This is a genomic window from uncultured Faecalibacterium sp., from assembly GCF_900066275.1.
In the GTDB taxonomy this organism is placed as follows: domain Bacteria; phylum Bacillota; class Clostridia; order Oscillospirales; family Ruminococcaceae; genus Faecalibacterium; species Faecalibacterium taiwanense.
Genome location: NZ_FMFG01000004.1, coordinates 20,779 through 40,065 on the forward strand (window position 1 = coordinate 20,779; position 19,287 = coordinate 40,065).

Annotated in this window: 19 protein-coding genes; 6 read left to right on the plus strand and 13 right to left on the minus strand. The window is 57.7% G+C overall.

Annotation, left to right across the window (positions count from 1 at the left end):
• Both purE and ybaK read right to left on the minus strand, forming a co-directional pair.
• Complete coding sequence (gene purE / locus QZL71_RS02575; protein ID WP_294647626.1) at positions 1 to 501, minus strand: 5-(carboxyamino)imidazole ribonucleotide mutase; 501 nt, start codon at positions 499 to 501, stop codon at positions 1 to 3.
• 446 nt (positions 502 to 947) lie between these two features.
• Positions 948 to 1,430 carry a Cys-tRNA(Pro) deacylase gene (ybaK, locus tag QZL71_RS02580; RefSeq protein ID WP_005944468.1) on the minus strand — a complete coding sequence of 161 codons (483 nt, stop codon included), beginning with the start codon at positions 1,428 to 1,430 and terminating at the stop codon, positions 948 to 950.
• A 397-nt stretch (positions 1,431 to 1,827) separates the two neighbouring features.
• Here ybaK and aroF point away from each other — a divergent pair, with 397 nt between their 5' ends.
• Positions 1,828 to 2,841, plus strand: coding sequence for a 3-deoxy-7-phosphoheptulonate synthase (gene aroF / locus QZL71_RS02585; RefSeq protein WP_097775212.1), 1,014 nt, complete (start codon positions 1,828 to 1,830; stop codon positions 2,839 to 2,841).
• 220 nt (positions 2,842 to 3,061) lie between these two features.
• Here the strand turns inward: aroF and QZL71_RS02590 are convergent, their stop codons facing one another.
• Complete coding sequence (locus QZL71_RS02590) at positions 3,062 to 4,408, minus strand: hypothetical protein (RefSeq protein WP_294647628.1); 1,347 nt, start codon at positions 4,406 to 4,408, stop codon at positions 3,062 to 3,064.
• A gap of 881 nt (positions 4,409 to 5,289) precedes the next feature.
• Between QZL71_RS02590 and QZL71_RS02595 the strand changes: the two genes are divergently transcribed.
• A complete protein-coding gene (locus QZL71_RS02595; protein WP_294647630.1) occupies positions 5,290 to 5,712 on the plus strand; it encodes a DUF3783 domain-containing protein in 423 nt (140 codons plus the stop codon).
• Positions 5,709 to 6,791, plus strand: a complete 1,083-nt coding sequence (locus QZL71_RS02600) for an FAD:protein FMN transferase (RefSeq protein ID WP_294647632.1) — start codon at positions 5,709 to 5,711, stop codon at positions 6,789 to 6,791. Before QZL71_RS02595 ends, QZL71_RS02600 begins: the two co-directional genes overlap by 4 nt.
• Before the next feature lie 54 nt (positions 6,792 to 6,845).
• Here the strand turns inward: QZL71_RS02600 and QZL71_RS02605 are convergent, their stop codons facing one another.
• The 3 genes from QZL71_RS02605 to fucO form a co-directional block, all read right to left on the minus strand.
• Positions 6,846 to 7,808 (minus strand): calcium/sodium antiporter, encoded by a 963-nt coding sequence (locus QZL71_RS02605; RefSeq protein WP_294647634.1) that lies wholly within the window; start codon positions 7,806 to 7,808, stop codon positions 6,846 to 6,848.
• Positions 7,809 to 8,047: 239 nt separating this feature from the next.
• The gene (locus tag QZL71_RS02610; protein ID WP_294647636.1) at positions 8,048 to 9,355 is read right to left on the minus strand and encodes a putative ABC transporter permease; all 1,308 of its coding nucleotides are present in this window, start codon (positions 9,353 to 9,355) and stop codon (positions 8,048 to 8,050) included.
• A 236-nt stretch (positions 9,356 to 9,591) separates the two neighbouring features.
• Positions 9,592 to 10,740 (minus strand): lactaldehyde reductase, encoded by a 1,149-nt coding sequence (gene fucO / locus QZL71_RS02615; protein ID WP_112090254.1) that lies wholly within the window; start codon positions 10,738 to 10,740, stop codon positions 9,592 to 9,594.
• A gap of 260 nt (positions 10,741 to 11,000) precedes the next feature.
• Between fucO and QZL71_RS02620 the strand changes: the two genes are divergently transcribed.
• From QZL71_RS02620 to QZL71_RS02630, 3 genes are read left to right on the plus strand one after another with little or no spacing between them, the layout of a single operon-like run.
• The gene (locus tag QZL71_RS02620; protein WP_120020920.1) at positions 11,001 to 11,378 is read left to right on the plus strand and encodes a GntR family transcriptional regulator; all 378 of its coding nucleotides are present in this window, start codon (positions 11,001 to 11,003) and stop codon (positions 11,376 to 11,378) included.
• A complete protein-coding gene (locus QZL71_RS02625; RefSeq protein ID WP_097775205.1) occupies positions 11,371 to 12,072 on the plus strand; it encodes an ABC transporter ATP-binding protein in 702 nt (233 codons plus the stop codon). Before QZL71_RS02620 ends, QZL71_RS02625 begins: the two co-directional genes overlap by 8 nt.
• Positions 12,066 to 12,878 (plus strand): ABC-2 transporter permease, encoded by an 813-nt coding sequence (locus tag QZL71_RS02630; RefSeq protein WP_294647638.1) that lies wholly within the window; start codon positions 12,066 to 12,068, stop codon positions 12,876 to 12,878. The genes QZL71_RS02625 and QZL71_RS02630 overlap by 7 nt, the downstream gene beginning before the upstream one ends.
• A 161-nt stretch (positions 12,879 to 13,039) precedes the next feature.
• On the opposite strand, the gene QZL71_RS02635 is transcribed toward QZL71_RS02630, so the two are convergent.
• The 7 genes from QZL71_RS02635 to atpE all read right to left on the minus strand — a co-directional run bounded on the left by QZL71_RS02635 (position 13,040) and on the right by atpE (position 19,260).
• A complete protein-coding gene (locus tag QZL71_RS02635; RefSeq protein WP_120120292.1) occupies positions 13,040 to 13,888 on the minus strand; it encodes a sugar phosphate isomerase/epimerase family protein in 849 nt (282 codons plus the stop codon).
• A gap of 172 nt (positions 13,889 to 14,060) precedes the next feature.
• Positions 14,061 to 14,468, minus strand: a complete 408-nt coding sequence (gene atpC / locus QZL71_RS02640) for an ATP synthase F1 subunit epsilon (protein ID WP_154259085.1) — start codon at positions 14,466 to 14,468, stop codon at positions 14,061 to 14,063.
• Positions 14,468 to 15,880: a F0F1 ATP synthase subunit beta gene (gene atpD / locus QZL71_RS02645; RefSeq protein WP_097775203.1), complete on the minus strand. Its 1,413-nt coding sequence runs from the start codon at positions 15,878 to 15,880 to the stop codon at positions 14,468 to 14,470. Before atpD ends, atpC begins: the two co-directional genes overlap by 1 nt.
• Positions 15,881 to 15,913: 33 nt before the next feature.
• Positions 15,914 to 16,795 (minus strand): ATP synthase F1 subunit gamma, encoded by an 882-nt coding sequence (gene atpG / locus QZL71_RS02650; RefSeq protein WP_097775202.1) that lies wholly within the window; start codon positions 16,793 to 16,795, stop codon positions 15,914 to 15,916.
• Positions 16,782 to 18,536 (minus strand): F0F1 ATP synthase subunit alpha, encoded by a 1,755-nt coding sequence (gene atpA, locus QZL71_RS02655; protein ID WP_005944488.1) that lies wholly within the window; start codon positions 18,534 to 18,536, stop codon positions 16,782 to 16,784. The genes atpG and atpA overlap by 14 nt, the downstream gene beginning before the upstream one ends.
• Positions 18,526 to 19,017 carry an ATP synthase F0 subunit B gene (locus tag QZL71_RS02660; protein WP_005944489.1) on the minus strand — a complete coding sequence of 164 codons (492 nt, stop codon included), beginning with the start codon at positions 19,015 to 19,017 and terminating at the stop codon, positions 18,526 to 18,528. Before QZL71_RS02660 ends, atpA begins: the two co-directional genes overlap by 11 nt.
• A 15-nt stretch (positions 19,018 to 19,032) precedes the next feature.
• On the minus strand, positions 19,033 to 19,260 hold the full coding sequence (atpE, locus tag QZL71_RS02665) for an ATP synthase F0 subunit C (protein ID WP_005944490.1): 228 nt from the start codon (positions 19,258 to 19,260) through the stop codon (positions 19,033 to 19,035).
• Positions 19,261 to 19,287 lie beyond the last annotated feature (27 nt).

Here is a 19,287-nt window from a genome sequence, read left to right on the forward strand (position 1 = left end):
TTACAGCTGGGCGATCTCAGCCTGCAGCTTTTCCTCTTTGGCAGCGATCTGTGCGGCCATGGCGGTGCGCTCTGCTGCCAGCTTTTCGGCCAGAGCGTCGTCGCTCAAAGCCAGAATTTCCGCAGCCAGCCATGCGGCGTTCTTGGCACCGTTCAGAGCCACCGTTGCCACCGGGATGCCGCTGGGCATCTGCACCGTGGCAAGCAGGGCATCCATGCCGTCCATGGCACCGCCCTTCATGGGAATGCCGATCACCGGCAGGGTGGTGTTGGCAGCAAAGGCACCCGCCAGATGTGCTGCCATGCCTGCTGCGCACAGGATCACGCCGAAGCCGTTGGCGCAGGCGCTTTTGGCAAACTCCGCTGCCCCGGCAGGGGTGCGGTGTGCCGAAAGGATGTGCGCCTCAAAAGGGATGTCCAGCGCTTTCAGCTGGGCACATGCGCCCTTTACCACCGGCCAATCGCTGTCAGAACCCATGATCACAGCCACTTTACGAACCATATCCAAACCTCTCTTTCTCAACCGACAAACAAAAAAGGCTGCGGTACACCCGTACCACGGCCTTTAATTCTGCGTATGCTCTCCCGACGCTTTGCACAAAGTTGCACGATGCCCCTGACATGCCCGAATGTTGTTTCGACCCATGAGACCCGGCAGCATCTTCATCATTGAAGTTCTCCTCCGCAGTTCCTTGTGCTTGCGTTTTCAGGCGGCGGAAAAGCCCTTTCTGCGGGCCGCCGTCCCTGTACTACATACAGTTTACGGCAAAAAAACATCTTTGAAAAGAGTGTTCCCACAAATTCTACCTTGTGTTTTCATGCCGTCAAAAAACTTTCAAAAGTTTTGTGCAGTTTCGACATTGTTTTTCTTTTTAAGTATGACTTATAGTTTAAGTATATTTTATGTAAATAGGATGCGTTAACTTTTTGTACAATAGACGGACTTTTTTAAAAAATAATTTTTGCTGTAATTGCCCGTGCAGCGCGGATGAGGTCCGCCGGGGCACAGCACACCTGCGTGCCGATGCGCCCGCCGGAGACATAGACCTTCTCCTGCGTCAGCACGCTCTCATCGAACACAGTCTTATACTGCTTTTTCATGCCTACCGGGCTGCAGCCACCACGCACATAGCCGGTGACCTTGTTGATATCGGCCACATGGATCATGGCAACGCTTTTTTCGCCCACACTGCGGGCAGCGGCTTTCAGATCCAGCTCTGCTGCCACCGGAATGACGAACACAAAATAGTTTTTGCTATTGCCCTGCGTCACCAGCGTCTTATACACGCAGGCAGGGTCTTCGCCCATGCTGCCTGCCACATCCACACCTGCCACGGCAACGCCCTCTTCATGAGCGTACTCGTGGGCGGTGTAGGGCACCTTCTCGCGCTCCAGAATGCGCATGGCATTGGTTTTTGCTTCTTTTCCCATTGTGGTATTCCCCTTTATATTTAGCTGGTTCTATTCTTAAGTATGATGGCATTGGGTCAGCGTCCTCGCCCTCTCCGTCATTGCTAACGCAATGCCACCTCTCCCAAAGTGAGAGGCTTTGGCAATCCACGCAAAGTTTCCGTTTTTGCCAAGGGCTCCCCCTTTGGGGGAGCTGCTGAGCGCAAGCGAAGCTGAGAGGGCGAGCCTGCTTTTCCTTTTCCTGCCCCCATTCTACCACTTTCTTCAAAAAAATTCAAAATTCTCTTGACTTCAGTTTCCTGAAGTGATATCATAGCGTCACACACTTCAGAACCCTGAAGTTTGACACTGCAAGCTGCGGCAAAGGAGCCGGTCTCCCTCGCCGTTTCACACGATAAGGCAAAGGAGACAAAACACTATGATCATCGTACTCAAACAGAACGCACCTGAGGTACAGGTACGCGAGTTCTGCCACGAACTGCAGGATATGGGCCTGCAGATCAACGATTCCAAGGGCAGTGAGAGCCACATTCTGGGCCTGATCGGTGACACCAAGGCCGTGGCCGAGAGCTGGGTGCTGGCAAACCCGGTGGTGGAGACCTGCCGCCGCGTGACCGAGCCTTATAAGAAGGCCAACCGCAAGTTTCACCCGGACGACAGCGTGATCGATGTGGACGGCGTAAAGATCGGCGGCGGAAACTTTGCGGTCATTGCAGGCCCCTGCAGCATTGAGAGCGAGGAGCAGATCACCTACTGCGCACAGCGCGTGAAGGCTGCGGGTGCTTCCCTGCTGCGCGGCGGCGCATTCAAGCCCCGCACCTCGCCCTACTCCTTTCAGGGTATGCGCAGCGAGGGCCTCGACCTGCTCAAGCTGGCACGCCGCGCCACCGGTGCTCCCATCGTGACCGAGATCATGAACACCGAGCACCTGCCCCTGTTCGAGAATGTAGACCTCATTCAGGTGGGTGCCCGCAACATGCAGAACTTTGAGCTGCTCAAGGCCGTTGGCCGTCAGAAGAAGCCGGTGCTGCTCAAGCGCGGCCTTGCCAATACGCTGGAAGAGTTCGTGATGAGCGCCGAGTACATCATGGCTGAGGGCAACGAGAACGTCATCCTCTGCGAGCGCGGCATCCGCACCTTTGAGACCAGCATGCGCAACACCCTCGACCTTGCCGGTGTGGTGATGCTGCACAAGATGACCCACCTGCCCGTTATTGTGGACCCCAGCCATGCCTGCGGCCACGCATGGATGGTGCCGGATCTGGCAAAGGCCGCTGTTGCTGCCGGTGCCGACGGCCTGATGATCGAGGTGCACAACAACCCCGCCAAGGCAAAGTGCGACGGTGCCCAGAGCCTGACCCCCGATCAGTTCGACGAGCTGATGCAGTTCATCGGCAAAGAGGTGGAGTTCTTCGGCAAGAAGCTGAACTGATGATTTGAAAGATCCTCCGCATCGCTCTGGATATATTCAGCGGAAAGAATATTTTTGATATTGCAAACAAGCCAGACCTGCGGGTCTGGCTTGTTTGCTTTTTCACGGGAGGGTTCGTGGATATAAACGGCATCTTCCGGTTCTGCCCCTTTTCCTGTGAAAAAACAACCCCGGGGCGCTTGCGGTCACCCCGGGGTTGTTACAAGAATGATCTACTTTTTCAGGAGATCAGGCTCTTTTCCTTGGCCTTATCCCAGACAAGGCAGGTTTGGAGCTTGGTCACATAGCGATAGGGGCGGAACTCGTTTTCCTTCACATCGTCCATCAGACCCTGCTCTTCCATCCAGCTGGCAGCCTGCCGCAGATGAAGGTCGGTGTCATCGATGTCGCTGAAGCTCTTCACCGTCTGCGGTTCCGGGCAGCCGGCCTTTTCCCAGATCAGGGTCGCCAGACCGGCGCGGTTGGAGGGCATGGGGACACCGGGCATATTCAGCACGCGATAGATGCCGGTTCCGGTTTCGTAAATGCCCCACACGGCTGCACCGGTCAGCGCAACAGCCGCAATGCCGGCCACCACATCGCTGCTGCTGCCGCCGCCGGGATTGACAGGGTCAACATTTCCACCCTGATACAGCGCTTCGACGGTCACGTTGCAACCGGGCATCTTAAAGTGTGCGGTCTGCTCATCGCCCAGATCCAGCGCTTTGCCATCGTCACGCACGGCGCTCCAGCCGAGGAACTCTGCGCCCTCTGCGCCCTCCGGGAGGTTTGCCGTCACGGTCACGGTGGTGTTTTCCGGCACAACGGTGGCAGTATCCAGCTCCTGCTCCCCGGCACCGAGGTTAGCGGTTGCCTTCGCATTTACAGCGTTGACGATGTTGCCGTTGGCATCTGCCAGATAGCGGTATTCCACGCCATCATCGCCGCGCTTATAGCCGATGATGTAGCCAGAATTCATGCTGAAGAGTTTCAGCTTGTTCTGATAGCTGAGATCCTCGTTGTCCGTTGTGATCTGACGGCCCCGCGCAGGGTCATCCACCCGGATCTTTGCCGTGCCGGCAAAGCTTTTTTTGATGTTGATCTGCTGGTCATTTCCCAGACTAATATCATCAGTATTATTCTCAAAGGTCACAGCCTTCAGGTCGATCTCCGAATCGCCTGCATCGGCCACACGGACACCGGTGACGCTGTTGCGGATGGTGCCGCCGTTCAGCTGCACATCGCCGCTTTCGCCCGAAATGTCAATGGCGGTGCCGTTCGGCGCTTCGACCGTGCCGCCATTAAGGCGCAGACCTCCGTGGTTTTTGACAGCAATCCCGGCGTCCGTAGTAAAGCTGCCGCCGTTGATCCGTACCTGACCCCAGTTGTTGTCAATGCAGCTGGCACCCTCAGACGCAAAGGTTCCCTCTGTTGTGATGCCCTTGTTAATGGTCAGGTTTGCAGAGTTGTTGACAAAGCAGCTTTTTGTGCCGGTGGTTTTGAAGTCGCCGCCATTGACGTCCACCGTGCCGGTACTGTTAAGGATAACAGGTTCCTCGGAGGTCGCTGTAACATCGTTCAACGTCATGTGGCCGCCATTAAAAATCCAAAAAACAGCTCTTTCTTCTGCCGGGTTTTTATCATGTATATACGTACCCCCGTTAATAATCACCCTTCCAGAACCTGAAGCTGTCAGACAGTAAGCATTCGATTCCATTTCTGCATCATTTACCGTAAGTGTACCTGCAGAAACCATGCCTACATTGAGACCTTTCGATGTGTATTTACCTTTTTCAATTGTCACCTGTGCTGACGGAGATGCTACCATTATGAAGTGTTTTCCATACGTTGCACAGTCAACTTCATAATCGGCTTCACTCTTAATATTTACGATTCCTGCATTTTCCACGTCGATAAAAGGATCAGGACCGTTGAATGTAATATTACCTTTAATGGCAATATTCACCGGCTGTGTCGTATCGGTTACATTGATCACAATTTTACCAGTATAAGGCCCCGCCGGGATCTCGTAATTGCCGCCTTTGGTGATGGTGGTCACACCTTCAAGCGGGATCTGTGTGGCTGCGGTATCTTCCTGCGCAGTTACGCCATTTTCAGGCGTACCCCCCCCAGAGCAAGTGCATTGACCGGAAGGACAGATGTCATCATGCATGCCGCAAGCACTGCACTGATGAGCCGCATCTTCTGTTTTTTCATCCTCAAAACCTCTGCTTTCTGTTAAATTTCTGAGACTTATGTCTCGCATTTTTAGTATAGCACCTCTATTTTCTGCATACAATCTTCACCTGCACTGAAATTTGCCTTGTAATTTCTTCTAATTTTTGTTGCCTTTGCTCGAAATTTTCCGAAACTTCTCCCGGTAGTACCGCCCCCCCCGGCATTCCATTTTTTGCGTATTTGTGTTATACTATAGTGTATTTGCAATCCACCCTGAAATGAGGTTTTTTTATGAAAGCACATATCGCACGCAACCAGAACGCCGGTGTCCCGCTGGTTCTGGGCTGGAACCTTTCCCCCGCCGACCGCGGCAAGCTGGAAGGCATGGCTCCTGCTTTTGGCATGAAGGTGCTGCTCGTCTCCCCTGCCGATGCGGGCAAGACCGTGGCACAGCTGCTGGGCGAGGTGGAGACCAAGGCCGCCCGCACGCTGGTGCTGGAACCGGGTGCCTACCCGCCGGCAGTGGTTCTGGCCAACTTCAAGGAGAAGGATGTGGACACCCTGCTGGATCTGATGAAGCAGGCACAGGTTATCATTCCGCTCAAGGCCGTTGTGACTCCCTCCAACCGCAATTGGGTGTTCGGCGATCTGCTGGCCCACCTGCAGGAGGAGCACGCCGCCTTTACCGCCGCAAAGGAGAACCACACCGTATGAAGACCCGCGCAAAACGTTTCGTCAGCGCCCTGCTGGCCGGGGTGCTCTGCCTGAGCCTGCTGGCAGGCTGTGCCTCCAAAAAGAAAGAGCTTACCCGCTATTCCACCGTTTTTTATGATGTGTTCGATACCGTAACGCAGGTGATCGCCTACTGCGAGAGCGAGGAAGAATTCAATACCCAGATGGATGCCCTGCACGCAGACCTTATTACCTATAACCAGCTGTATGATATCTACAACGATTACCCCGGCGTGACCAACGTCAAGACCATCAACGACAATGCCGGCAGCGCTCCGGTGGAGGTGGACGACCGCATCCTCTCCATGCTGGAGCTGGCCGACCAGATGTACCAGACCACCAACGGCAAGCTGAACATTGCCATGGGCAGCGTGCTGAATATCTGGCACAATTACCGCGAAGCTGCCGAAGCCGCCGAGACGGATGCCGACAACAAGCTGCCCACCATGGAAGAGCTGGAAGCAGCCGCCCAGCACTGTGATATCAACAACGTGATCATCGACGCGGATGCCAAGACCGTTTATCTGGCCGACCCGGAAATGTTGCTGGATGTGGGCAGCGTGGGCAAGGGCTACGCCGTGGAAATGGTGTGTCAGGCTGCCGAGGCCCGCGGCCTGACCAGCGCTCTGGTGAGCGTGGGCGGCAATCTGCGCGCCATTGGTGTAAAACCGGACGGCAGCCAGTGGACCGGCGGCGTGGAAAACCCGTGGAGCTCTTCGGATATATACACCTCGGATTCCATGCTGGACGGTGCCATCAACATGAGCGATATGGCCCTTGTGACCAGCGGCGACTACCAGCGCTACTACGTGGTGGACGGCAAGCGCTACCACCACCTGATCGACCCGGACACCCTGTTCCCCGCCGCCTACTTTAACGGCGTGACCGTGCTGTGCAGCGACTCCGGCCTTGCCGACTGCCTGACCACCGGCCTGTTCTGCCAGCCGCTGGAGGACGGGATGAAGATCGTGGAAAGTCTGGACGGCGTGGAAGCCATGTGGTGCACACCGGATCAGCAGGTCATCACCTCTTCCGGCTGGGATTCCCATTTGAAAAAGTAACCCTTAAAACGGCAAAAGGCCGACGCAGTGCTGCGTCGGCCTTTTGCTGTTTTATCAGATGGTGAACTGCACCACACAGAATGCCGCGTAGATGCACAGCAGCGCAATGCCCTGCGGGCGGCTCAGCTTGCCCTTGAAGAGGGCGGGCAGGGTGAGCAGCAGCATCACGGCGAACATGACCGGGAACTCCAGCACCAGCGATGCATTGTGGCCAAAGAGCAGGGAGTTCTGCGGGATGGTGAAGGGTGCCACCGTGGCGGAAACACCGCTCACCAGCACCAGATTGAACACGTTTGCACCAATGACATTGCCCAGCGAAAGTGCACCGTGGCCCTTTGCCAGCGAGGTGATGGCCGTGACCAGCTCCGGCAGCGAGGTGCCCAGTGCCACAAAGGTGAGCGCGATCACCGACTCCGGCACGCCCAGTGCCTGTGCGATCAGGGTGCCGTTGTCCACCAGCAGGTTGGCACCCACGGCAATGAGCACAGCGCCCACGGCCAGCAGACCCAGCTCCTTGGCAAAGGACGCATTTTCTTCCGGTTCTTCCTCTTCTTCCGGGGCGGGGGCGTTCTTCATGGCCATCACGTTGCAGATGATATACGCTACGAACATGGCCAGAAGGATCAGGCCCACCGGGCGGGAGAAGTAGCCGGTGGTGTAGGCCACACCGGCATAGAAGGCCGCTGCCACAAAGAAAAACAGCACCGGCGTGCGCAGGCTCTTGGGGTCTACCTTGCCCGGCTTCACCGCAATGGTGAGGGCCGCAATGAGCGATGCATTGCAGATGATCGAACCGATGGCGTTGCCATAGGCGATCTCGCCGTGGCCGGTAAAGGCCGAGGTGGTGGAGACCATCACCTCCGGCAGGGTGGTGCCGATGGACACCACGGTGGCACCGATGAGCAGCTCCGGCACATGGAAGCGGCGGGCAATGCCCGTGGCACCATCCACGAACCAGTCACCGCCCTTGATGAGGCACAGCAGGCCCACGATGAACAGCAAAACAGGAATGAGCATAGTTTTCTCCTTTTGTTTTTGGCAGAGCAGCAATAAAAAAGAGGCCTTTATTACATCCTGCCCAGAAACGGGAAAGTGTAATAAAAGTCTCAAGCTTCTGGTGACACAGCGGGCATTTCTGCCGGGATGTCGCTGCGCCACAGCGCACCGTTTTTGCAAAACGAGCGCCCTTTACTCCCTTTTATCCGAAAAACATTATACCGGTTTTTGCACCAAAGTGCAAGAGGAGCGTTGAAATTTCATCCGGCCTTGGCTACTTTCTTCGCGTTGGGATAAATACGCTCCATGCGGGCATCGTCAAAATGCGCATCCAGCAGCATATCGATGCTGTTCTTGGGGCCTTCACCGCTGGTGCGGGCATCGTACCGGGCCAGCGCCAGCGCACTGGTGAGCGTGTTCACCGCCATGAATACGGCCAGCAGGACGGTCATCCATGGGCGGACGCGGCTGCGCACCTTCTCCATGCCTCTGAGCACCAGCGGATAGCCGTAGCGCATCCATACCACCGCCGCAATGCCCCAGAAAAAGCAGTACAGCAGGTTGATGCGCCCGCCCAGATTGAACTTGAACTTGCTGTAGTCCCAGAACACGGTGCCGAACAGCAGCTCGGTGACGGCGCTGCACACGTATTCGTACACACCGCCCATGACGGTGCCGAAGGCGAACAGGTAGCGGTCGCTCCGGTCCTTTTCCTGACGCAGCAGCACCGTTGCCAGCACCAGCGCCAGACCCCACACCACGCTGAACGGCCCCCAGACCAGACTGGAGCGGCTCATCCAGACCCCGGCGGTCACGCGGCAGAACACCGTCTCCACCATGTCGCCCAGAAACGCGCCGATCACGAACAGCCACAGCAGGTCGGACACGCTGAGGAAGTTCTTTTCCCCCTTCCGGAGCGCAGTCTGCTCCTGCCGGGCCGCAGCCGGGTAAGCATACTGGATGCGTTTTTCAATGTAAAGCGCGATCCTGCGGCGCAGCGTGTCCGACCGCTCCCCCAGTCTCTGGTTGAGCTGCTCCAACATCGGGTGCCGGGCCGCATACTGCTGCACCAGCACCGCCGAACCGATCTGGTCCAGCACCGCCACCGTCAGCGAGACCCATACTGCCGGGCGCAGCAGCCAGACAGGGATATGCGCGCACAGCTGCAGCAACACATTATTGCCCCACAGCACACTTGCCGTGCCCAGCGCACCCCACAGCAGCGAATACTGCAGGCACACATAGCCGTTCAGATTGAATTTTTTGCCGGAATAGTCCCACCACTTGCGGCGGTGCAGGCGTTCCAGCAGTTTGGCGGTGATCCATTCCATCACCGTTGCCGCCATCATACAGGCAAAGAACAGGTAGACCGGCTCGGTGCGCAGGTCGCCGAAACTCACGGCCAGCAGCACGCCGGTGGTACCGTAGATAAAGCAGAACGGGCCTGCCGCCGCACCGCGGTTGGCAAACCTTCCGCCCCGGATGGTCGCGACTACCGTCTCAGCCACCCAGCCCAGAAAGGAATATACTAGATAAATAACACCCAGAGTATAGAAGTTCAGCGTCATAAGGTTCCTTTCGCTTCCAGTTTTTTCTTACTGCATTGATTGTACCTGTTTTGGGCGCTGTGTACAAGAGCCGTGCAGAAATTTTGTCACTCTGCGACGCGGCAGGCTCTCCGGGCATCTCTGAAAAGACGAAGATCCAGTCTGTTGCTTTGTTTTCAGATACATCTTAGAAAAAGGCCCTGCCATCCCGAAGGACAGCAGGGTCCAAAATTACAGCTTGAATTTACAGAGCGGAATCACAGCTGGCTCTTATACAGCTCCACGATCTCTTCCACGCTGGTGTCGCGGGGATTGCCGGGACGGCAGGCATCCGCAAATGCGGACTCGGCGAGGAACTGGATATCCTCTTCCTTCAGGATGCCGTGCAGATTTGTGGGGATGCCCACGTCTGCGCTCAGCTGCTTGACGGCGGCGATGGTGGCGTCAGCGGCTTCCACATCGTTCATCTCGTCGATGCCCATAACGCCCATGGCCTTGCCCACGGCGCGGTAGCGCTCACCGGCAACGCTCTTGTTGTACTCCAGACCCACCGGCAGCAGGATAGCGCAGGCCACACCGTGCGGGGTGTCATACAGAGCGGACAGGCCGTGTGCCATGGAGTGGACGATGCCCAGACCCACATTGGAGAAGCCCATGCCGGCGATGTACTGGCCCAGAGCCATGCCCTCGCGGCCTTCCGGGGTGTTCTGCACTGCGCCGCGCAGGCTCTGGCTGATGAGCTTGATGGCTTCCAGATGGAACATATCGGAGATGACGCAGTGACCCTTGGTGATGTAGCCCTCGATGGCGTGGGTCAGAGCGTCCATGCCGGTGGCGGCGGTCAAGCCCTTGGGCATGGAGGACATCATATCGGGATCGACCACGGCGATCTCGGGGATATCGTTGGTATCCACGCAGACGAACTTGCGCTTCTTCTCCACATCGGTGATGACGTAATTGATGGTGACCTCAGCAGCAGTGCCGGCAGTGGTGGGAACAGCGATGGTGAACACCGCGTGCTTCTTGGTGGGAGCAACACCTTCCAGAGAGCGAACATCCGCAAACTCGGGGTTGTTGATGATGATGCCGATGGCCTTTGCGGTATCCATGGAGGAGCCTCCGCCGATGGTCACGATGCAGTCAGCTTCAGCAGCCTTGAAAGCGGCCACGCCGTCCTGCACGTTGGCGATGGTGGGGTTGGGCTTGATCTCACTGTAAACAGCATAGGCAAAGTTTGCAGCATCCAGCAGATCGGTGACCTTCTTGGTGACGCCGAACTTGATCAGGTCGGGATCGGAGCAGACGAATGCCTTCTTGTAGCCGCGGGCGGTCAGTTCGGGAACGATGTTCTCAATGGCACCGTGGCCATGGTAGGAGATGGTATTCAGAACGATGCGGTCAGCCATAGTTATTTTTCCTCCAAATCTCTTTTCCGCCGCTTTCCGGGCGGAACTCTCTGTTTTTCAGCATAGCACATTGTCAAAAGCTTTGCAATGTGAAATTGTTTGAATTTATTGTAAATTTTTATCAATGTGCAGTGTTTTATGGGCACTTTTTCCGATTTCCCACAATTTTATGATGTTTTTTCTTTTTCCCCTTGACAAGTAGCGCAAATCGTGTATTATTGTATCAAGCGCTTAATACAGCAAGACAAGGAGATGATACCATGGGCGAACAGTTTGATGCCAGCCGCCCGATCTATGCCCAGCTTGTGGAACGGCTGAAGGCCCGGATCCTGGCCGGCACCTACCCGCCGGGCGGGCATCTGGATTCGGTGCGTGATCTGGCCGCAGCCGCCGGGGTGAACCCGAACACGATGCAGCGGGCCCTTGCCCAGCTGGAGACGGAAGGTCTGGTGCACACCGAACGCACCGCAGGCCGCTATGTTACGGAGGACACTGCATTGATCGAACAGCTTCGCGCCGACACCGCCCGGACGCTGGCGTCGGATTTTCTGGAAAAGATGCGCGGCATCGGCTACAGTCCCGCACAGGCGGCCGCGCTTTTGGAACACTGGGACGCAAAGGAGGACCGCAATGAATGAACTTTTGAGCTGTGAAGCACTGACCAAGTGCTACCAGAAGGATAAGACCGCACTGGAAAATGTAGACCTGCACATCGGCTTTGGCCGCATCGTGGGTCTGCTTGGCCCCAACGGCAGCGGCAAGACCACCCTCATCAAGCTGGCGAACGGTCTGCTGCAGCCCAGTGCAGGCAGCATCCGGATCGCCGGCATGACCCCCGGGCCGGACACCAAAGCCATCGTGTCCTATCTGCCGGACGCCGACTGGCTGCCGGACTGGATGCGTGTGGAGCAGCTGGTGGAAATGTTCCGCGAATTCTATGCCGATTTTGACCCCGCCAAGGCGAACGAAATGCTGGCCCGGCTGGAACTGGAACCGAAGGCGCGGCTCAAGACCCTCTCCAAGGGCAGCAAGGAAAAGGTGCAGCTGATCCTGGCCATGAGCCGCGCCGCAAAGCTCTACCTGCTGGATGAGCCCATTGGCGGCGTGGATCCTGCCGCCCGGGACTACATCCTGAGCACCATCCTGAACAACTACAGCCGGGATGCGACCGTCATTCTATCCACCCACCTCATCGGTGATATCGAGCCCATTCTGGATGAAGCCGTCTTTTTGAAGGATGGCCGGGTTTTCGCCCACCGCAATGCCGAAGAGCTGCGCGAGACCGAGGGCATGAGCGTGGATGCATATTTCCGGGAGGTATTCAAATGCTGAAACAGCTGTTAAAATATGAATTCAAGGCCACCGGCCGCACCTACGGCGGGCTGTATCTGGCCCTTGTTGCGCTGGCAGTGCTGAGCGGCTTTTCCCTGCGCAGCTCTTCCAAGGACAACTTTGCATCTCTGCTGCTGTTCGCCTACATGGTCGTAGCCGTTGCGGTGGCAGTGGTGTCCGTGATGACCATTGTCACCCGCTTCACCCGCAATCTGCTGGGCCGCGAAGGCTACCTGATGCACACCCTGCCGGTGACGGAAAGCCAGCTCATCCTTTCCAAGCTGATCTCCAGCGTGGTTTGGATGCTTTGCAGCAGCATCGTGGGCATTTTCTCCTTTGCGGTGATGCTGCTGGCTCTGTCTCTGAACAGCGCGGCCCTGCAGCAGCTGCCGGAGCTGTGGCAGAAAGTGGTAGAGATCTTCCGAGAGATCTTCCGCATGACCGGCAGCTCCGGGTGGCTCTGGCTGGCCTTTGAAACGCTGAATGGGCTGGTGGCACTGGTGTCCAGCATCCTGTGCATCTATGCCGCATGCATGATCGGCCACCAGTTCAAAAAGCACATGGTCCCGGCCGGTATTCTGGCATTTTTCCTGCTGTCCTTCCTGCAGAACTGGCTGAACTCCAGTGTCAGCAGTGCCGACATGCTGCAGGCTGTTTCCGATCCCACCCTTGGCGGTGTAGATGTTTCCATTGCTGCGCCCAGTGCGTTCACCACCCTGTTCGGGCTGGCGGTCAGCATTGCCTTTGCCGCAGGATACTTTCTGCTGACCCGCTGGCTGATGGAGCATAAGCTGGATCTGGAATGATCTTAATGTCCTCCGCTTTCGTTCTGGGCATTTTCAGCGAAACTACTTCTTAATTGCAATTTGTAAAAGGCCGAACCATAAACTTCATCTGATACAAAAAACATCTGCAAGCTGCCCCATACCGGGCAAAGTTTGCAGATGTTTTTCTTGTTATAAAGTGTTCAGCACTCGTCGTACTGCTTTTTCAGGTAGTTCAGGCATTCCACCGCGTTTTCCGGGGTGGTGTTCTCCAGCGTTGCAAAGATATAGGGCTTTTCCTGCTTTGCAAACCGCAGGATGGTGCGGTAGTCCTCCATGCCTCCCTGCCCTGCACCCGTAGCAGCCAGCTGGCCGCCTGCATCCTTGCGCAGAAAATCCTTGAAGTGGATCATGGCGATATCCTTACCCAGAAGCTCGATGGCCTCGGCGAACACTTCCTCGCGGCGGTCCACATTTTCCATGTTCAGCAGGTTGACGGGGTCGAACAGGATCTGCAGGTTCGGGCTGCCGATCTCATCCAGCACGGTGCGGGCGCGTCTGGCATCGTACACGATGTGCTTGACTACCGGCTCAATGGCAATGGTCACGCCGTACTGCTCGGCACAGCGCACCACCGGCTTGAAGTTCTTGATAAAGGTGGAAAGTGCGGCATCGCTGCGGCACTCCGGACAGAATTTGTACTCCGCGTTGGGCGCACCGGTCTCGGTGCCCACCATGCCGCAGCCCAGAAGACTTGCAAAGCGGATATGGGCATAGTATTTTTCCTGAATGGCGTGCAGGGCATCCGCATCCGGGTGGGCAAGGTTCAGGTAGTTGCCCAGCACGGCAATGTCGATGCCGTTTTTCTCAAACAGATGCCGCAGATACAGCGCATAGCCGGGGGTCAGGGCGCTGGGGGTGCAGGGCAGCTCCTTGAAGGATTTACTCAGAGCCACATGGGCGCAGGTAAAGCCTTTCTGGCGCACCAGCGGCAGCACCTGTTCAACGGGCAGCTTTTCCGCGTCATGCAGACGCAGGCCGAATTGGATCATGGAAAACCTCCTCCTTTCCCGCACAACACGCGGGGTTGCATTGACCTTATTATACACGAAAGCTGCGTTCCATGGAACCGCCTGAAATAAAAAAAGAGCATCACTTTGCACCCTCAATGGATACAAATGATGCTCTTTTTTCAGATCTGGTCCTGGCAGATGCGGCTCATTCTCAGCGCCGGTACTTTGCAGCGGCCTGCAGGCGCTGCATCGCACGGTCGAGCGCGATCTTGCTCTGATAATATTCATGCATGCTCTGCTGATGCTGCAAACGCTCCTCGGCACGGATGCGGGCAGCCTCGGCACGGTTCTTGTCGATATCCTCCGGGCGCTCGGCGCTGTCCACCAGCACCATCACATAGGCAGGTGTCACCTCGGCAATGCCGTCGCCTACCAGGATGTCCTGGCTTTCACCGTTCACCTCAAAGTGCAGGATGCCCATGTGGATGGCCACCAGCACCGGGCTGTGTCCAGCCTGTATGCCGTACACGCCATCGCTGATGGGCAGCACAAGGTCTTCGCAATCGCCCTGATAGTACTCACCGCTGGACGCAGTGATGTTCAGCATGAACTTGTTCATCAGACGGCACCGCCCTTTTCCTCAGCCAGCTTTTCCGCTGCCTTCTGGCGGGCATCTTCCAGCGTACCAACGTTGAAGAAAGCCCACTCCGGCAGATCATCGGCCTCGCCGTCCACAATGGCGGCAAAGCCGCGCACGGTATCCTGCAGCGGCACATACTTGCCCTTCAGGCCGGTAAAGTTCTCGGCCACAGCAAAGGGCTGGGAGAGGAACTTCTGCAGCTTGCGGGCGCGGGCAACGGTGAGCTTGTCGTTCTCGTCCAGCTCGTCCATGCCCAGAATGGCGATGATGTCCTGCAGTTCCTGATAGCGCTGCAGAATGGACTGCACCTTGCGGGCCACGCGATAGTGCTCCTCGCCCACAATATCCGCTTCCAGAATGCGGGAGGTGGATGCCAGCGGGTCCACGGCCGGGTAAATGCCCTGCTCCACGATCTTACGGGACAGCACGGTAGTGGCATCCAGATGTGCAAAGGTGGTGGCGGGGGCCGGGTCGGTCAGGTCGTCGGCGGGGACGTAGACGGCCTGCACGGAGGTGATGGAGCCTTCCTTGGTGGAGGTGATGCGCTCCTGCAGAGCGCCCAGCTCGTTGGCCAGAGTGGGCTGATAGCCCACAGCAGAGGGCATACGACCCATCAGGGCGGACACCTCGGAGCCTGCCTGCACGAAACGGAAGATGTTATCGATGAACAGCAGCACGTCCTTGTGGGTCTCCTCACGGAAGTACTCTGCCATGGTCAGGCCGGTCTCGGCAACACGCATACGTGCTCCTGGGGGCTCGTTCATCTGACCAAAGACCAGTGCGGTCTTATTCAGAACACCGGACTCGTTCATCTCGCCCCAAAGGTCGCAGCCCTCGCGGGAGCGCTCGCCCACGCCGGTGAAGATGGAGTAGCCGCCGTGCTCGGTGGCCACGTTATGGATCAGTTCCTGGATCAGCACGGTCTTGCCGACGCCTGCACCGCCGAACAGACCGATCTTGCCGCCCTTTGCATAGGGGGCCAGCAGGTCGATGACCTTGATGCCGGTCTCCAGGATCTCGGTCGCGGGCTTCTGCTCTGCAAAGCTGGGGGCCTTGCGGTGGATGGGCCAATGCGGCACATCATCCACAGAGCCCTTGCCGTCGATGGGTCTGCCCAGCGGGTCGAACATGCGTCCCAGCGTGGCTTCACCCACCGGTGCGGTCAGGCCGTGGCCGGTAGCGGTCACGGTCATGCCCTTGCCCAGACCCTCGCTGGCGGAAAGCATGATGCAGCGCACAGTGGTCTCGTTGACATGCTGTGTCACTTCCATCGTGCGCTCGGTGCCCTCGGCGGTCACGGTAAGCGCTTCCTGCAGGGCAGGCAGCTTGCCTGCGGTGAACTGCACGTCCACCACAGGGCCGGCTACGCGAATAATAGTTCCCTGTATCATACGATTGCCTCTATACTAATTTGTAAATACGTTTTATTCCGCCCGGTCCTGCACGGCAGCCGCACCACCGATGATCTCGGTGATCTCCTGTGTGATGGAGCCCTGACGGGTGCGGTTGTATTCCAGCTGCAGCTCCCGGATCATATCGTTGGCGTTCTTGGTGGCGGAATCCATGGCGGTCATGCGGGCGCTCTGCTCTGCGCAGAAGCTCTCGGTCATGGCACCAAAGATCATGCCGTGCATATAAATGGGCGCGATCTGTTCAAACACCGTCCATGCAGACGGGAACATCTCCACATCGCCCTTCGGATCGCCCAGACCCTTGGGGGCAGGCTGCAGATGGGCGCGGTCCAGCGGCAGCAGACGCACCATGGTGGGCTCGCTGGTCAGTGCATTCTCGATGCGGGTATAGATGAGATAGATCTCATCCAGCTTGCCGGTCTTGAAATCATCGATGGCGTCCATCGTGATATCGCGGGCACGCTGCAGCGTAGGCTCCGTGGCACCGTAGTGGAAATCCTCCACCAGCCGCGGATCCTTGTGGTACAGGGCGCGGTAGCCGGTCTGGCCGATCACATAGAACCGGTCGTTCTCATCCGCATTTTCCTTGAGGAACTTGATGATGTTCTGGTTGTAAGCGCCTGCCATGCCCTTATCTGCCGTCAGCACGATGTAGGCCCGCTTGGGGTTTGCGATATTACGCTCGTGGAAGAACGGATGCACCGGCTCTTCCGGCAGGTGGGGCACCACGCGGGAAATGGTATCGCGCATACGGTTGAAGTAGGGCGATACATTCTGGTAGTTCTTACGTGCCTTGCGCAGCTTGGACGAGGAGATCAGGTACATGGCGTTCGTGATCTTCATGGTGTCCTGAATGCTCTCGATGCGCTCCTTCAGCAGCTTACTGGACGGCATGGCTGTCGCCTCCCGCATAAGCTTTCCAGGCGTTCAGGATGGCATCGACCATTTCAGGTTCCAGCTTGCCGGTGGCGGTGATCTTATCCATCGTACCGGACACATCCGCGCGGAACTGACGCACAAATGCGGAAGTTTTGGCGCGCAGCTCGGCAGTGGGCAGTTCGTCCAGCACGCCGTGGGAAGCCAGCACCAGCGTGACCACCTGCTCGGCGTCGGACTTGGGCTGATACAGCGGCTGCTTGAGCATTTCCATCAGAGCCTTGCCGTGATCCAGCTGGCGGCGGGTCTCCGCGTCCAGATCCGAGCTGAACTGTGCAAAGGACTCCATATCCTTGTACTGTGCCAGCTCGATACGCAGGTTGGCGTTGGCCTTTTTCATGGCCTTGGTCTGGGCAGCGCCGCCCACACGGGACACCGACAGACCCACATTGACGGCCGGGCGGTTGCCTGCATTGAACAGGGCGCTCTCGAGGAAGATCTGACCATCGGTGATGGAAATGACATTGGTGGGGATGTAGGCCGAAACGTCGCCTGCCTGCGTCTCTACGATAGGCAGTGCGGTGATGGAACCGCCGCCCAGATCGTCGCGCATCCGGCAGGAGCGCTCCAGCAGACGGGAGTGCAGATAGAACACATCGCCGGGGTAAGCCTCACGGCCCGGAGAGCGGCGCAGCAGCAGAGAAATGGCACGGTAGGCCACTGCATGCTTGGACAGATCGTCGTAAACGATCAGCACGCTCTTGCCCTGACTCATGAAGTACTCGGCCAGTGCGGTGCCGGCATAGGGTGCGATGTACTGCAGGGGAGCGGAATCCGAAGCAGTAGCCGCCACGATGGTGGTGTAGCTCATGGCACCGTGCTTCTGCAGATCGCCTGCCACGCGGGCAATGGAAGAAGCCTTCTGGCCGATGGCCACATAAATGCACAGCACACCGGTGTTTTTCTGGTTCAGGATGGCGTCCGTGGCGATGGAGGTCTTGCCGGTCTGGCGGTCGCCGATGATCAGCTCACGCTGGCCGCGGCCGATGGGGAACATGGAATCGATGGCGAGGATGCCGGTGTGGAGCGGGGTATCCACGCTCTGACGTTCCAGAATGCCGGGGGCCTGCTTTTCGATGGGGTTGTAGCCCACGGCTTCAATGGGGCCCTTGCCATCGATGGGCTCGCCCAGCGGGCTGATGACACGGCCCAGGAAGGCATCGCCCACCGGGATGCCGGCACGCTTGCCGCTGCGGGTCACCATGGTGCCCACGCCGACGGTCTCAGCTCCGTCGAACAGCATGATGCCCAGCTGTTCGGGGTCCACGCTCTCCACCATGCCCTTGGCACCGTTGTCGAAGGTGACGATCTCGCCGTACACGGCGCGGTTCATGCCTTCGACGTGCACGATGCCGTCGGCAGAGGAGATGACCACGCCACCCTCCGCAGAGGTCTCGGCGGGCTTGTAGTCCTCAATGCGGGTCTTGAGGGTAGCCAGCGAGGGCTTGCCCTCCATCATCTTGTCCAGCTGATGACGGCCGGAGTTATCGAACACGCGGTCGCCCACCTGCAGGACATAGCCGGACAGCAGGCTCTCGTCCACCGTCACGTTCAGGATGACCTCGGTGGCATCATACAGCTTGCGTACCTCGGCGCGGATCCGGTTCAGCTCCTCTTCCCGGGGCTTGCGGGCGCTGCGCAGCTCGGCCTTGACGATGCGGTTGTCCGCAAAAAATTCACGACTGAATTCAGTTGCCATTGCCTGCACCTGCTTTCTCCAGCAGATCGTCCAGCAGACGTGCGTCGTCCTGGGCGGTCAGATTGCGGGCCAGCAGCTTCTCGCACATCGCACGGGCCAGTGCCGTGGTCTGGGCATCGGCTTCCCGCAGCTTGCTCTGGCGTTCGGCCTCGGCGCTTGCCTTGCCGGCTGCCACGATGGCGTCTGCCTGCTTGCGGGCATCTGCCAGCAGCTGCTGCTTTTCGACCTCAGCCTGCTTTTCGTAGGCTTCGCGGCGGGCAGCGGCCTCATTGTCCACATTGCGCAGTTTTTCCTGTGCGGCGTTCATGGTCTCTGCGGCTTCCTTCTTGGAGGTCTCCGCATCGGCCAGGTTTGCGTCCACCATCTGCTGGCGCTTTGCGATCACGTCCTGAACAGGCTTGAACAGGAACTTGCGCAGCACCGCATACATGACGAGGACGTTCACGACGGTCCACAGCAGGTTAATATCCAACTTCAGCATTCGTCTGCGCCTCCGTTACTGACCCAGGAACAGGATGATCAGCAGTGCAACGACGAAGCCGAAAATTGCAGTACCTTCTGCCAGAGCAGCGCCCAGCAGCAGGTTGGTCTGGATCTTGCCGGATGCCTCGGGCTGACGGGAGATAGCCTCCGTTGCCTTACCCGTTGCGATGCCGATGCCGATACCGCCGCCAATGCCGGTCAGCGCTGCAATGCCAGCGCCCAGAGCAATCAAACCATTCATAGTAATAATCTCCTTTTAAATTCAGTA

Bases quoted from the DNA above. Each gene is read 5' to 3' on its own strand.
- purE (WP_294647626.1), bottom strand. From the start codon at position 501: ATGGTTCGTAAAGTGGCTGTGATCATGGGTTCTGACAGCGATTGGCCG.
- ybaK (WP_005944468.1), bottom strand. From the start codon at position 1,430: ATGGGAAAAGAAGCAAAAACCAATGCCATGCGCATTCTGGAGCGCGAG.
- aroF (WP_097775212.1), top strand. From the start codon at position 1,828: ATGATCATCGTACTCAAACAGAACGCACCTGAGGTACAGGTACGCGAG.
- QZL71_RS02590 (WP_294647628.1), bottom strand. From the start codon at position 4,408: ATGACGTTGAACGATGTTACAGCGACCTCCGAGGAACCTGTTATCCTT.
- QZL71_RS02595 (WP_294647630.1), top strand. From the start codon at position 5,290: ATGAAAGCACATATCGCACGCAACCAGAACGCCGGTGTCCCGCTGGTT.
- QZL71_RS02600 (WP_294647632.1), top strand. From the start codon at position 5,709: ATGAAGACCCGCGCAAAACGTTTCGTCAGCGCCCTGCTGGCCGGGGTG.
- QZL71_RS02605 (WP_294647634.1), bottom strand. From the start codon at position 7,808: ATGCTCATTCCTGTTTTGCTGTTCATCGTGGGCCTGCTGTGCCTCATC.
- QZL71_RS02610 (WP_294647636.1), bottom strand. From the start codon at position 9,355: ATGACGCTGAACTTCTATACTCTGGGTGTTATTTATCTAGTATATTCC.
- fucO (WP_112090254.1), bottom strand. From the start codon at position 10,740: ATGGCTGACCGCATCGTTCTGAATACCATCTCCTACCATGGCCACGGT.
- QZL71_RS02620 (WP_120020920.1), top strand. From the start codon at position 11,001: ATGGGCGAACAGTTTGATGCCAGCCGCCCGATCTATGCCCAGCTTGTG.
- QZL71_RS02625 (WP_097775205.1), top strand. From the start codon at position 11,371: ATGAATGAACTTTTGAGCTGTGAAGCACTGACCAAGTGCTACCAGAAG.
- QZL71_RS02630 (WP_294647638.1), top strand. From the start codon at position 12,066: ATGCTGAAACAGCTGTTAAAATATGAATTCAAGGCCACCGGCCGCACC.
- QZL71_RS02635 (WP_120120292.1), bottom strand. From the start codon at position 13,888: ATGATCCAATTCGGCCTGCGTCTGCATGACGCGGAAAAGCTGCCCGTT.
- atpC (WP_154259085.1), bottom strand. From the start codon at position 14,468: ATGAACAAGTTCATGCTGAACATCACTGCGTCCAGCGGTGAGTACTAT.
- atpD (WP_097775203.1), bottom strand. From the start codon at position 15,880: ATGATACAGGGAACTATTATTCGCGTAGCCGGCCCTGTGGTGGACGTG.
- atpG (WP_097775202.1), bottom strand. From the start codon at position 16,795: ATGCCGTCCAGTAAGCTGCTGAAGGAGCGCATCGAGAGCATTCAGGAC.
- atpA (WP_005944488.1), bottom strand. From the start codon at position 18,536: ATGGCAACTGAATTCAGTCGTGAATTTTTTGCGGACAACCGCATCGTC.
- QZL71_RS02660 (WP_005944489.1), bottom strand. From the start codon at position 19,017: ATGCTGAAGTTGGATATTAACCTGCTGTGGACCGTCGTGAACGTCCTC.
- atpE (WP_005944490.1), bottom strand. From the start codon at position 19,260: ATGAATGGTTTGATTGCTCTGGGCGCTGGCATTGCAGCGCTGACCGGC.